The organism is Thalassomonas actiniarum (assembly GCF_000948975.2).
Taxonomy (GTDB): domain Bacteria; phylum Pseudomonadota; class Gammaproteobacteria; order Enterobacterales; family Alteromonadaceae; genus Thalassomonas; species Thalassomonas actiniarum.
The window spans coordinates 2,775,832-2,789,889 of sequence record NZ_CP059735.1 but is presented as its reverse complement, the minus strand read 5'-3'; the positions used below and the strand labels follow the sequence as shown (position 1 = coordinate 2,789,889).

The window sequence follows — 14,058 nt, the reverse complement described above, 5'->3', positions numbered from 1 at the left end:
AGTCATATTAGTTACATGTGCTCTTTGCTTGATGACTACTATTAAACGCGATAAAAACGGCACTACTCGGACGCAAAAAAGGCAATTTGCCGGGAAAATGTGGCAACAAAATGGCAATTTCAATAAAACAGCGCAGTAACGAAATTTTTTCGTTATAGTGGCCCCATAAGATGCCCCAGCAGTGAAAAAAAGAGAAAGCCATGAGCAAACGTATAGCCATAGTAGAAGATGAAGCGGCCATTCGGGAAAACTATGCCGATGTCCTGCGCACTCAGGGCTATCAGGTACAAACCTATGAAAACCGCGAAACCGCCACCGCGGCCTTTAACTTGCGCCTGCCCCATTTAGTCATTTTAGATATCGGCCTGGAGCAGGAATATGACGGTGGCTTTACCCTGTGCCAGTGGCTGAGAACTTTATCGAAAACCTTACCGATTATTTTCTTAACCGCCCGGGATAACGACTTTGATACCGTCTCCGGCTTGCGCATGGGCGCGGACGACTATTTAACCAAAGACATCAGTTTGCCCCATTTAAGCGCCCGCATTGCCGCCCTGTTCCGCCGACAAGACGCCCTGGATCAACCGACCCAGCAAGAGCACATGTTAGTATCCGGTCCGTTAAGCATCGACAGCCAGCGCATGACGATTGCCTGGCAACAACAAACCGTCGACCTGACCGTGACCGAATTCTGGATGGTCTTCGCCCTGGCCAAGCACCCGGGACATGTCAAAAATCGTCAGCAATTGATGCAGGACTCGAAAATTTACGTCGACGACAGCACCATCACCTCCCATATCAAACGTATCCGTAAAAAGTTTATGCGTATCGACAGCGAGTTTGACTGCATCGAAACCGTCTACGGCATGGGTTATCGCTGGAATGAGCCCCAGCAAACGGGTAAAGAGCAAACAGGCGCGGAAGAGAGTTAATGGCTTTATCATTGCCGATACGTTTTGGCCTGCGCAGTAAACTACTTTTATTATCAACTTTTTTGTTTTCCATCCCCTGGTTCGGTTATCAATATGTCTGGGAAATGGAGAAATATTTACGCTACGGCCAGGAGCAAACCCTGGTGGGCACGGCACGCGCCCTGGCCACCACCTTACACGACCGGCCGAATTTGTTTAACAGCCACGCCAGCTTTTTACCCAGCGTGGAACAAGGCAGGGATTTATACGGCTACCAGTTAAAAAACCCCATCCGCCTCGACGGCCAATACCGCGACTGGCCTAATTTCACCAGCCGCGGCCATGAATACGGTCAAGATCACCTGCTTTATCAGCAAAAAACCAGCCCCTCCGGTGAAGCCTTGACCATGGCATTTAAAACCACCCTGGGCAAATATGATAAATACCTGTACCTGTTTTTTAATGTCACCGACGATAAGGTGGTTTACCGCGACAAAAATATGATCAACCTTAACCGCAATGACCACCTGGAACTGGCGTTTGTTGATCAGGCGGGCAAATTCAGCCGTTATCTGGTCAGCAATAAAAAACCCGGTTGGCTCGATACCTATCGTATTACCGATCTGGACAACAATATTCCCGTGGTCACCCCGCAAATTCAGGGGCAATGGCTGACAACGGACCAGGGATATAACATAGAATTGCGCGTGCCCTTGTCTATGGTCGGCGATAAAATCGCCTTCGCGGTACATGATGTCGACAAAGAGCAAGGTAAGGTCACTCACACCGTCGGCTCTGCCGATCCCCGCTTTGCCAAAACCTTAGGCACGGTTTTAGTACCTTCCCCGGAAATCGAGCGAATTGTACGCAGCATGCGCTATACCAACTCCAGCATCTGGGTGGTGGACCAGCACCACAGGGTTTTAGCCACCGCAGGCGATATCCGCCAGGCCGCCGGGGTCTGGCATAAAAAAAGTGCCGGTAGCGAAGACACCAGTTGGTGGCGGGGCTTAGAGCAAAAATGGCTGATCCCGCTGTACTACATGGTACTGACCCGGCCGCCGAGCGATTTTATCGACCAGCTTTATGATGCCAGTAACCTCACCGGCAAACATATTGTCGGCGCCCTCAAAGGGGCAGCTACTTCGCAATGGCGCCTGACCCAAGATCAGCAGGCGGTGATCTTATCTGCCGCCTACCCGATCTTTATCAACAACCAGGTGCAGGGTGCGGTGATCGTCGAAGAAACCACCAACGGCATACGCACCCTCAGAAACCGGGCGCTGGAGAAATTATTCAGCTCGATTCTGGCCATTATGTTGCTCGGCGCGGTGGCATTTTTCCTGTTTGCCTCACGTATTTCCAGCCGTATCCGCACCTTAAGGAACCAGGCGGAGCAGGCTATCGACGAGCATGGCCGTATCAAACAGGCGTTGCCGCCGTCAAACACCAATGATGAAATCGGCGACCTGTCCCGTAGTTTTACCACAGCAGTAAACCGGCTAAGCCAGTACAACCATTACCTGGAGAACATGTCGTCACGCCTGTCCCATGAGCTGAGAACGCCCATTGCCGTGGTCAGGACCTCATTGGAAAACCTGTCGATGCAAACCATGCCGGAAAGTGCCTCTGCCTATATCGACCGGGCGCAATCGGGGATCACCCGCCTCAACCTGATCTTAACCAATATGAGCGAAGCCACCCGTATCGAGCAGATGCTGCATACCACGGATAAAATGGACTTTGATTTTATCCAGGTATTAAAGGGCTGCGTCCAGGGTTACCAGCAAATCTACCCGAATATCAGCTTTGACTTTACCGTCAGCGAGTCGCTTAAAACGGTTAATTTTCTCGGCTCGCCCGAGCATATTGCCCAGCTGCTGGACAAGGTGGTGGCCAATGCCGTGGAGTTTACCCAAGACAATCAAGTCAAACTTGCCATCAGTGAGGAGAAATCCCAGCTGGTATTAACCATCAGCAATAACGGCGAATTGCTGCCGCAACAGATGCAGGAGCGCTTATTTGATTCTATGGTCTCGGTAAGATCGTCGAAAAGGCAGGAGCAGCCGCATTTAGGCCTCGGCTTATATATCGCCCGGTTAATTTGTGAATTTCATCAGGGTAAGATCAGCGCCAGCAACCATCACGAGCCGGACGGGGTAACCGTCACCATCAGCTTGCCGTTAAGCACTAAAGGTTAGCAATATCGCCATTGCGGCGATGCCGGTAAGCCATGCAATTGTGCGCTTAGAAAATAGAAAGCCTGCCAGCGAATAGAATTAGCTGGCAGGCGTTTGTCATAAAAACATAAAGTTACACTGACAAAGGCAACATAGGTAAGTCGCGGTAGCGTTTACCCGAGGCGGCAAAGATAGCGTTACTCAATGCCGGCGCAAACGGCGCTACCCCGGGTTCACCTAACCCTGTCGGCTTATGATCAGATTCCACCATATGCACGGCAACCTCTGGCATATCTGAAATACGCATCACAGGATAATCGTGGAAATTGGAATTGACGACCGCGCCATCTTTAAAGCTGATTTCCGTACTCAGCGCCAGCGACATGCCCATGACCACGGCCCCTTCCATTTGCGCGGTAGCCCCGTCGACATTAAGGATCTGGCCGCAATCCAAAGCGCAATCCACCTTAAGCACCCGGATATTTTCGCCCTTGACTTCAACACGCACCGCCATAGCGACATAAGAGTTAAAGCTGTAATGCACCGCCAGGCCGATACCCTGCCCCTTGGGCAGTTTATGACGGTTATCCCAGCCGGCTTTTTTCGCTGCCAGCGCCAGTGCCCCTTTAGAGCGGGCCGCCCGCTCTTTTTGCCTGTCGTTGATATTGCTGCTGTCGTCATAAAGCTGATTCAGGAAATCAAAGGTATTTTTACCCGCCTTATCCGCCAGTTCGTCGGCAAAGGTGCCAAAGGCAAAACCGTAAAAAATGGCATAAACCGCACGGTACCAGCCGATACGGGTATGGGCCTTGGCTTCGCCGCTTTCGGCGCGGAAATTTTCGATGGCAAAAGGATGCATGGCGACATCTTCCAGACTGCTCTTGGACGCCCGATCCAGCGAAGGATTAAATAACGAACCGATAGAAGGAAACGCAGCGCGGTGCAGCCAGCCGGTGACCTTGCCGTTTTCATCCAGGGAAGCCTCAATATGCTGGGCGCTGGTGGAATGATAATACCCCGTGCGCATGTCTTCTTCACGCGACCAGATCAGCTGAATCGGCATCTTCATTTTTTGCGAGATCACCGCCGCTTCATGCACATAATCACACTTGAACTTACGGCCGAATGCGCCCCCCGACATAGTAACATGCACGAGAATATCTTTCGGCTCGCGTTTTAAATACTGTGCCAATACCTTCTGGATATCCGCCGGGCTTTGCGTTGCCGCCCACACTTCACAGCTGTTGTCCTGCACCCAGACCACACTGGCATTAGGCTCCATCGGTGAATGGGATAAATGGCCGCCGGTATAGGTAGCACTGACTTTTTGTTTTGCCCTGGCAAAAGCCTGTCCGACATCGCCCCGCTCGTGGGTCACTTGTGCCGGCTTTTCAACATTCGCCACCAGCTGCTGCTTATAGGCCTTAGTGTTGTAAACCTGGTTTTCCCCCAGGTCCCAGCTGATTTTCAGCTTTTTCAGTGCCTGCTGTGCGGTCCAGCTATTATCGGCGACCACGGCAACACCGCCGATAGAACCGTAAGGCACGTCAAAGCGGGGGATTTCCACTACGCCAAGCACCCCTTTCACCTTAAGGGCGTCGGTTTTATCCAGGCTTTTCAGTTTACCGCCGAGCACGGGACAATGAGTAATGGCGGCATATTTCAGCCCGGGCATTTTAGTATCCACGCCATACATACGCTTGCCGACCACGACCTCGTCCTGATCATGTCTTGGCAAGGCATGGCCGATATAGCGAAATTCATCTTTGCTTTTTAATACCGGACTTGAAGGCACCGGCATATTGGCGGCAAGGCTGGCCAGCTCGCCATAACCAAGTTTTTGCTTATTGAGTTTGTTATAAACAAAGTGCGCCTGTGCATAACAGTTATCGGCACTTGTTTTCCATACCTTGGCCGCCGCGCCAATCAGCATGGCTTTGGCCGCTGCACCGGCTTCGCGCATCGGCTGGTACATACGGACAATACTGGCGGAGCCGCCGGTCGCCTGCGGGCCGTATTTATCCTCATCGCCGTCCGCCTGCTCTACGCGCACCCGCGACCAGTCGGCTTCCATCTCATCGGCCACCGCCGATGGCAATGCCGTACTGATCCCCTGCCCCATTTCACAGCGGCCGCAATAAATCAGGGTATCGCCGTTTTCACTTAAATGAATAAAGGCATTGGGATTAAAAGTACTTTCGCTTGCCAGCCCGGCCATTTTTTCAGTTTTACCGCCGGCATAGCCGGGTAAACTGACCCCTAATACCAAGCCGCCACCGGCAACCCCGGCCATTTTCATAAAGCTGCGCCGGCCGGTATTACTGGGTTGACCGCTGCCTGGTATATTGCTGCTTAACTGCCCGCTATTCGCGTTATTATCAAGATCCGTTGCGTTGCTCATATCAGGCATCCTCTTGCATTTCTTGTGCGGCTTCGCCGATGGCTTTTTTAATGCGCTGATATGTACCGCAGCGGCAGATATTGCCCTGCATCGCGGTATCGATTTCTTCTTCGCTGGGGGCAACGTTGACGGCCAATAAACTGGCGGCATTCATGATCTGTCCCGCCTGGCAGTACCCGCACTGGGGTACCTTGTTGTTTAACCAGGCTTTTTGTAGCGGGTGATCGCCATTTTCCGACAGGCCTTCTATGGTGGTAATCTTTTTTCCCGCCAATGTAGCCACCGGCGTGATACAGGAGCGGGTAGCCTGGCCGTCGACATGTACGGTACAGGCGCCGCAAAGTCCGCTGCCGCAACCGAATTTGGTGCCGGTAAACTCCAATTTATCACGCAAAAACCACAGCAAAGGCATATCGCCGTCGACATCTATTTCATGCGCTTGTCCGTTTATTGTTATCAACTCACTCATAAGTTTGTCTTTTTTCTAATTATAGTGGTCAAGATAATAGACGAGTTTTTGGGCAAAAAGCTATAGCTTGCGGCTGATTGACTAATTTTTGCGGTCAATGGTATTTCTCCGGGCTCAGCAATAACCGGAACAAAAATAACTTATTGCTTGTGGTTAACCCTTTGTACGGCGCAGCTGAAACAGCCGGGGTTGGCATTATGGATATGCAGATAGTTGACCTGCTCCCGGGCGAACATAGTCTCAATCGCCGCTTTTAGCTCACGACCCGGTATGACTATGGCGTCTATCATAATATGTTCACTGTTATATGCCCTGAGGGAAAGCAACCTGTGTTGCACCACTTCGGGAATTTCATTGATTGCCGGCAGATGGGTTTGTGCATTTAAGCGAACAAAAACAGGTCCGCTCGCCCGGTATGGCGAATCGACATCATGATGGTTATAGGGTAACACCAGTACCTGCTCACCAACTTTTGCCTCAATTAAAGATACCCGGCACGGATATCCCGGATGCTCATCGACATCAAGCACTTTTGCATGAGCACTTGCCAATGCCTCGGGGGCTAGCGTTAGTACAGACTGAAACGCTTCGATGTCAACCGGGGTGATCTGAAAATCTAGGGTCATAACAACTCCTGAAAATAAAAAATAACAAATAAACAATAGAGCCAGTGTACCGGGACGGTTTTACCGATACTGGCCATTTTCGGCAGTGATATTTATTTAGCAGAAACATCAAGCACTTATTATCCCGAGTTCAGGTTAAATAATTATCCACCTCAATTTAGGATTGATCTTTTAACAAACCAGTTGTACCATCACAACACATGGTACATATGGAACAAGGAGATATAATGGAAATAAGCATAGATATTGACGATCCCGTGCCCTTATTTACCCAGTTGGTCACCCAGATCAAACAGGCGGTAAACCAGGAGAAGCTGGCCCCCGGTGATGCCCTGCCGTCTATCAGGCAACTGGCAAATGATTTGACAATGAACAGTAAAACCGTGGCCAAAGCCTATCGTATATTGGAGCGTGACGGCGTAATTCAAACCCGGGGCTATCGCGGGACCTTTATTCACCCCGAGGCAAAAACCAACAGCACGGTGGATTTAAATGAATGGCTGCATACAACATTAAATGAAACGGTCAGCAAACTGAAAGCCAGCGGCATTACCGATTCTGAGATCAGAATCGCTTTTAGCCGGGTAATGAACAATAACCACAATTAAGGAAAGCAATATGTTGGACAATCTTTTATTTTTCCTGGTCTTTATCAGCCAGATTTTGTTGATTTCGTACTATTTTCCTCAAAAAGTTAAACGGCGCACCCGCTATGTGTTTGATAACTATCCGCCAAAAAACTATCCCAAACTCTACCCTAAGCCCCTTGCCGCTTATGAAAAAGGGCTGCGTAATTTCATGGCGATCAACCATCTGATACTTGTCTTGGGCTTTGTCCTGCTGGCTTTTTACGCCATGTTGTCGGCCGAACACCCGGCCAATAAAAAAGTTGCCGAAGGTTTACCGATATTTTTCGGCCTGTGCCAGTTTGTTCCCTTTTTCCTGATGGAAATATCCGGGTTCAAACAAGTAAAATTAATGAGAGCAGCAAACGTCAGCAGCACACGTAAGGCAGAGCTAAATCCAAGGCACCTGTTTGATTTTGTATCCCCTGTGCTTGTTATCGCCACCATTGTCATCTACCTTGCCTTTATCCTGGTGGAGTTGTTGCTCAAAGAATTTAGCTCCGGTGATACCCTTGTACGAATATCGGCAACCATCCTTTGTAATTTGCTCCTCGGCGGCATTCTTTACTGGAACCTATACGGTAAAAAACTCGACCCTTATCAGAGCTACCAGGACAGGAACAGACAAATAGGCTTCACGATCAGGTCAATGTTTTATATCAGTATTGCCTTAAGTCTTTACCTGATGGCATTAAAAACCATAGCGGTTTTTCATTTAGAGCACCTGGAAGTTATCCTCAACAGCCTGTATTTCCAGCTGATCGGTGCTTTCAGCATCTTCACCACCTTGCGCATACTCGATGTCAGGGACATTAATTTTGATGTTTATAAAAAGCAGGATAGTGCAAGTTAATTAAACGCCCCCGCATGCAAGGCACACATGGCTGCGGAGGCTTTAAAAACAGCGAAAATGAAAACTCTCTTATAAAGCGGTTTTACCCGAATATTGTCTATACTGACAAGACTTTAACAACCAAGAAGCGGATATTGAAAATAAAAATTCATTGAAGCTTCTGCCATTGTTCAACGAACGGTTAAAGAACCGCTATAGGAGTGGGTTGCAATGAAAACTTTATTATCATTATTGCTGATTTCACTTGCCGTGTTGACCGCTTGTGATCTCGGCCCGGGTGCACCGCGGGGTTTTAGTTTACCCGAAGGAAATATTGAGGCCGGTAAAACGGCTTTTCTTAAATACCAGTGCTTATCCTGCCATCAGCTCGAAGGTATCAGTCAGCAAGGTATCACAAATAACCCCGAGCTTAATGTCAAACTCGGCGGGAAAAGCCCGCAAGTAAAAACCTATGCCGAACTGGTCACAGCAGTGATTAACCCTTCCCATAAATTTGCCAAAAGTTATCCGTTATCGGCTATTCAACATGAGGGGAAATCTAAAATGAAGGTTTTTAATGAGGTGATGACAGTACAAGAGCTGATAGACCTGGTGTGGTTTTTACAACCCCATTATGAACTGATCCCCTATCAGCACACCAGCTACCGCATTTATGGCAATTAAGCAGAGAACCAGGTCATATACCCGCCTACGGCAGAGTTGATAATATCCGGTTAAGCCGCCTGAAAACGGCTTAACTCCTGCCATGCTAACAGATAACACAGTTCTCACACAGCATTAAACATTGGTGGCAAAATTCAATAATAATTTTTTCGCAACCTTGTTATTTTTGAGCACGGCCCCTTTATCAAGTCCCTGTTGGAAAATATCAGAAAATCCGGCTAACTCCCCGGGGGAACAGGCCGTTAAATTCCTAAAGCCCATACTCCAGTCGGGAAAGTCTCTTTCGGTAATGCCCTCTTCAAGCAAGGTAACCACACTGTTATTTCTCGGATCTTTTTTTATTGCGCCATAAATTTCATGCACATCTTTTTCTTCTCCCTCTAATAGCTGCATATAAGTTGCGTTGCCATATAAAAGCATGCCGGTAATATTTTGTCTGATATTCCTTGCCCTGGCCTGCTCCAGTAACTCGGTAAGATCCCGCTCCGTCGGCCAGCTGGTTGCCGAACTGATATAAATTAAATGTATCATAGCGCCTTCCCTGTCATTTTTTAATGTTATATCAAAGTACTTTGCAAAGTTATTGTTCTACAAGAATTAAGTTTAGACTTCAAAGAAAACTTGCCCGGGAAAGATAGCAAGACTGATTTTTGACTATCTGGCTTTTTTACCCTGCAATTAACACTTAACACAAGATAAACCTGAGCAAAAAAGACTCAGGCCCGAGGACAGACGCTAAAACTCTGTTACAGAGTTAACGCCCGCTGAATTGACAATAAAGTCAAACAGGCACCGTTTTTCGAAAGAACTTCGCCAATTGCTTCAGGGCAAATTTGATATCTCGCTCGATAACATATTTAACGATAAAATCCGGGAGCCATTTCGGACCGTTACAGCCGATCCGGTATTCAACTAAAGTCGATTCTCCTTGTTTTTTAAAGATAATTTCTCCCTGATGCTCTGAAACCGGCCCGGGGCCAATGATCTGATAACAGATACCTGTAGCCGAAGCCGCAACAATTTCCTCTAAAAATTGCTGCCTTCCTATGGTCACCTGACGGATACAACCTTGACCGCCACTGATCTGCCCGTCATTCTCGGGGTTAACCACGACAACCCCGGCTTTAAAGAAACGTCCCAGCTTTGCATGATCCAAGAGCACCGCCAGCAATTTCTCCGGCGTCGTTAATATTTCCTGATGCAAACAAATCTTTATGCCCTTCCCGATAGCCTTCATCTTCACGTCCTTTATTATCCTCTTTTTTAACTGACTCGCCTGAGCCGGTTTCATCTTAAGCCGTTTTCTAAATAAGCCCGGGGCTGGCACTTTTTCTGTTTGTTAATTAGAATATGCCGCATTCCAACAGCTGCATTTTGTGAAAGAAAACAGGCCGTAACCGCTTAACAAAGCAAATGTATCACAGTAACTGACAGTCCAGGATGAATTTATATCAGGCAAAGCAGTGAATAAAAAGCACTTTAATCCTGTATGAATAACCAGTATCATTCGTGTCTACTATTAGCCGAAGTTGTTAACCTTAGCTATTAAGCTGTACTGCAGGCCTTTACTACGGACCTTTACTACGGACCTTTACTACGGACCTTTACCAACTAAAGAGAAATCATGAGTCAAACAAGCAATATTTTCGATCCGGTTATCGCCAAACGCCGCGGTGATCTTGCCGATAAAAAAGTATGGAGCAACTTAGTCGGTAGCAGCAGCGCGCTGGCCATTTATCATGGTGCGAAAAATGCGGGGTCGCCGGTATTGCTGATCACTTATGATACGCCATCGGCATTACGCCTGGAGCAGGAATTACTGAGCTTAAACACGGATAACGGCTTATCCGTGTGTTTATTCCCCGACTGGGAAACCTTGCCCTATGACAGCTTTTCTCCGCACCAGGATATTATTTCCCAGCGCCTGTCTACCCTCTATCAACTGTCCCGGATTGAACAAGGCATAGTAATAGTGCCGGTTACCACGTTAATGCAGCGACTGGCGCCAAAACAATACCTGGATGCCAATAGCCTGGTCATTAAAAAAGGCGATAAAAAAGATCTGCACCAGCTCAGACAAGAGCTTGAGGCCAGCGGCTACCGCCATGTCGATCAAGTGATGGAACACGGCGAATTTTCCGCCCGCGGCGCCATCCTGGATTTATTTCCCATGGGCAGCACCAGCCCGTTCCGCCTGGACTTTTTTGACGATGAAATAGATGAGATCCGTTTATTTGATCCCGACAGCCAGCGCTCCAGCGATAAAATTGACAACATCAACTTATTGCCCGCCCATGAATTTCCCACCGATCAGGATGGCATCAGTTTATTTCGCAGCCAGTACCGGGAGCTTTTTAGCGGCACCATAGACAAAGAGTCCGTCTACCATAAAGTCAGCGGCGGCATTTTACCTGCCGGCATAGAATATTATCTGCCGTTGTTTTTTCAGCAAACCAATACCCTGTGCGACTATTTATCCGCACAAACCTTAGTGATGCTTTACGGCGATATCGACCAGGCGTTGAACCACCACTGGAATGATATCAAGCATCGCTATGAAGAAAGACGTTACGACAGATCCCGCCCGCTGGTGCCGCCCGAGCAGTTGTTCCTTGGCAGCGATGAGCTTTACCGCGCGTTAAAACCTTTTGATCGCATCAAACTCGATGCCGCCGGCGGACAAACACAGGCCAGTGAAGCAAAAGCCGGTACCGTCAGCTTTGATGTCAAAGCCTTGCCGGATTTAAGCGTGAACCATAAGCTAAAACAGCCATTTGAGTTATTGGATCGGTTTATCGCCGCCAAGGATACCCCGGATAAAATTCTCTTTGTCGCCGAAAGCCAGGGACGCCGGGAAAGTGTACTGGAATTACTGATCCGGGATAATATCAAGCCTCAGCTGGTGGACAGCATAGATGATTTCATTAACAGCGATATCCAGCTGGGCATCACGGTTAATGCGTTAACGACCGGCTTTATTTTTCAAAGCGACGAAAAAAGCCAACACGGCCCAGAGGCAATTGCCCTGATCACCGAAGCGGAATTACTCGGCGACCGGGTCAGGCAGACCCGTCGCCGCAACAAACAACAGGATGTCCAGGCAGATGCCTTGTTTAAAAACCTGGCAGAGCTTTCCATCGGTCAGGCAGTCGTGCATTTTGAACACGGCATCGGCCGCTATATGGGCTTACAAACACTGGAAACCGGCGGCATCACTACAGAGTTTTTGATGCTCAGTTATGCCAACGACGCCAAATTATATGTCCCGGTCGCCTCATTGCACCTCATCAGCCGCTACTCCGGCGCCGAAGGCGACCGCGCACCGCTGCATAAATTAGGCACAGACGCCTGGAGCAAAGCCAAGAAAAAAGCCGCAGAGAAAGTGCGCGATGTTGCGGCAGAATTGCTGGATATTTACGCCAAGCGCGCCAGCAACCAGGGCTATAAATTTAATCGCGATAAAAAGGACTACCAGGCCTTTAGCGACAGTTTCGGCTTTGAAGAAACCTTAGATCAGGAGCAGGCTATTAACGCCGTGATCAGCGATATGCTCCAAGCCAAGGCCATGGACCGCCTGGTGTGCGGCGATGTCGGTTTTGGTAAAACCGAAGTGGCGATGCGTGCCGCCTTTGTTGCCGTCAATGATTCTAAGCAGGTCGCCATTTTGGTGCCGACCACCTTGCTGGCCCAGCAGCATTACGAAAATTTCCGTGATCGTTTTGCCAACTGGCCGGTCACCATAGAAGTCTTGTCCCGTTTTAAATCCGCCAAAGAACAAAACGAGGTGATCTCCCGGGTCGAATCCGGCCAGGTGGATATCTTGATCGGCACCCATAAATTGCTGCAAAACTCCATCACCTATAAAGACTTAGGTTTACTTATCGTCGATGAAGAGCACAGGTTCGGGGTCAAGCAAAAAGAGAAAATCAAACAGCTGCGCAGCAATGTCGATATCCTGACCCTGACCGCCACCCCGATCCCCAGAACCTTAAATATGGCCATGGGCGGCATGCGGGACTTATCCATTATCGCCACGCCGCCGGCAAAACGCCTGGCGGTGAAAACCTTTGTCCGTCAGCGCGATGATGCCCTGATACGCGAATCTGTGCTCAGGGAAATCCTGCGCGGCGGCCAGGTGTATTTCCTGCACAATAATGTCGATACCATAGAAAAAACCGCCGCAGATCTGCAAACCCTGCTGCCGGAGGCAAAAATTGTTATCGCCCACGGACAAATGCGCGAGCGCGAACTTGAGCGCATCATGAGCGATTTTTACCACCAAAGATATAATGTGCTGGTGTGTACCACCATTATCGAAACCGGTATCGATATTCCCAGCGCCAATACCATCATCATGGATCGGGCAGATCACTTAGGCTTGGCGCAACTGCATCAACTCAGGGGCCGGGTTGGCCGCTCCCACCACCAGGCCTATGCCTATTTATTAACCCCGCATGAAAAGCGCATGACCAAGGACGCGAAAAAGCGTCTCGAGGCCATCGCCTCACTCGAAGATCTTGGTGCAGGTTTTACCCTGGCTACCCATGACCTGGAGATCCGCGGCGCCGGTGAATTACTCGGGGAAGATCAAAGCGGCCAGATGAGCCAGATAGGTTTCAGCCTCTATATGGAAATGCTGGATCTGGCGGTGGATGCCTTAAAAGAAGGCAAAGAGCCGACCTTAAACCAGGTCACCTCCTCGCAAACGGAAATCGATTTACGCCTGCCGGCCCTGCTGCCGGATGATTATATTTTTGATGTCAGCATCCGCTTAAGCCTTTATAAGCGCATTGCCAGCTGTAAGAATAAAAACCAACTCGATGAAATCCAGGTGGAGCTGATCGACCGTTTCGGCTTATTGCCCCAGGCCACTAAAAACCTGGTACAAATAGCAAAATTGCGTTTAAAGGCACAAAAAATCGGTATCGCCCGGCTTGAAGCCGGTCCGGCGGGAGGCGCTATCGAATTTACCGATAATACCAAAGTCGATCCTATGTTTATTATCGGTTTGATCCAGCAACAGCCGGCGATTTATAAAATGGAAGGGGCCAATAAACTCAAATTTAAACACCCGAGTGAAGACGCCAAATCTCGTTTTGATCTGGTCACCAATATGATAAATGACCTGGCCAAACACTAAGGTTTATTTATCTTTGGAGGGGATGAAGATTTTTGAGCAGTTTTTTCATATATCAAGGCAGAAAAATGGAGGTGTAGTTATTCTACATGACATTTTTCTAACGCCGCTAGAGGGAAAACGGCCAAAAAAGTCATTCGCGGGCAAAGATAAACAAACCCTAATAATGTAACGACATGCGAAAACGTATTA

Annotated in this window: 11 protein-coding genes; 6 read left to right on the top strand and 5 right to left on the bottom strand. The window is 48.8% G+C overall.

Going from position 1 to position 14,058, the window contains the following annotated elements:
- Positions 1-200: 200 nt before the first annotated feature.
- Together pdsR and pdsS are read left to right on the top strand one after the other, a co-directional pair.
- On the top strand, positions 201-932 hold the full coding sequence (gene pdsR, locus SG35_RS12155; RefSeq protein ID WP_044831251.1) for a proteobacterial dedicated sortase system response regulator: 732 nt from the start codon (positions 201-203) through the stop codon (positions 930-932).
- Complete coding sequence (pdsS, locus tag SG35_RS12150) at positions 932-3,112, top strand: proteobacterial dedicated sortase system histidine kinase (protein ID WP_044831252.1); 2,181 nt, start codon at positions 932-934, stop codon at positions 3,110-3,112. Before pdsR ends, pdsS begins: the two co-directional genes overlap by 1 nt.
- Positions 3,113-3,224: 112 nt before the next feature.
- On the opposite strand, the gene SG35_RS12145 is transcribed toward pdsS, so the two are convergent.
- The 3 genes from SG35_RS12145 to SG35_RS12135 all read right to left on the bottom strand — a co-directional run bounded on the left by SG35_RS12145 (position 3,225) and on the right by SG35_RS12135 (position 6,587).
- The gene (locus SG35_RS12145; protein ID WP_084692528.1) at positions 3,225-5,492 is read right to left on the bottom strand and encodes a xanthine dehydrogenase family protein molybdopterin-binding subunit; all 2,268 of its coding nucleotides are present in this window, start codon (positions 5,490-5,492) and stop codon (positions 3,225-3,227) included.
- Between the two features lies 1 nt (position 5,493).
- Entirely contained in the window at positions 5,494-5,961 is a 468-nt protein-coding gene (locus tag SG35_RS12140; RefSeq protein WP_044831253.1) for a (2Fe-2S)-binding protein, read from the bottom strand.
- Positions 5,962-6,101: 140 nt separating this feature from the next.
- Positions 6,102-6,587, bottom strand: a complete 486-nt coding sequence (locus SG35_RS12135) for a DUF1203 domain-containing protein (protein WP_044831254.1) — start codon at positions 6,585-6,587, stop codon at positions 6,102-6,104.
- Positions 6,588-6,814: 227 nt separating this feature from the next.
- On the opposite strand from SG35_RS12135, the gene SG35_RS12130 reads away from it, so the two are divergent.
- From SG35_RS12130 to SG35_RS12120, 3 genes are all read left to right on the top strand, one after another.
- Complete coding sequence (locus SG35_RS12130; RefSeq protein WP_044831255.1) at positions 6,815-7,195, top strand: GntR family transcriptional regulator; 381 nt, start codon at positions 6,815-6,817, stop codon at positions 7,193-7,195.
- 10 nt (positions 7,196-7,205) lie between these two features.
- On the top strand, positions 7,206-8,066 hold the full coding sequence (locus tag SG35_RS12125; protein ID WP_044831256.1) for a hypothetical protein: 861 nt from the start codon (positions 7,206-7,208) through the stop codon (positions 8,064-8,066).
- 210 nt (positions 8,067-8,276) lie between these two features.
- The gene (locus SG35_RS12120) at positions 8,277-8,729 is read left to right on the top strand and encodes a c-type cytochrome (protein ID WP_044831257.1); all 453 of its coding nucleotides are present in this window, start codon (positions 8,277-8,279) and stop codon (positions 8,727-8,729) included.
- Between the two features lie 114 nt (positions 8,730-8,843).
- On the opposite strand, the gene SG35_RS12115 is transcribed toward SG35_RS12120, so the two are convergent.
- Positions 8,844-9,260: a BLUF domain-containing protein gene (locus SG35_RS12115; RefSeq protein ID WP_053042827.1), complete on the bottom strand. Its 417-nt coding sequence runs from the start codon at positions 9,258-9,260 to the stop codon at positions 8,844-8,846.
- Positions 9,261-9,510: 250 nt separating this feature from the next.
- Positions 9,511-9,966 carry an SRPBCC family protein gene (locus SG35_RS12110; protein ID WP_044831299.1) on the bottom strand — a complete coding sequence of 152 codons (456 nt, stop codon included), beginning with the start codon at positions 9,964-9,966 and terminating at the stop codon, positions 9,511-9,513.
- A 387-nt stretch (positions 9,967-10,353) separates the two neighbouring features.
- On the opposite strand from SG35_RS12110, the gene mfd reads away from it, so the two are divergent.
- Complete coding sequence (mfd, locus tag SG35_RS12105) at positions 10,354-13,869, top strand: transcription-repair coupling factor (RefSeq protein WP_044831258.1); 3,516 nt, start codon at positions 10,354-10,356, stop codon at positions 13,867-13,869.
- Positions 13,870-14,058 lie beyond the last annotated feature (189 nt).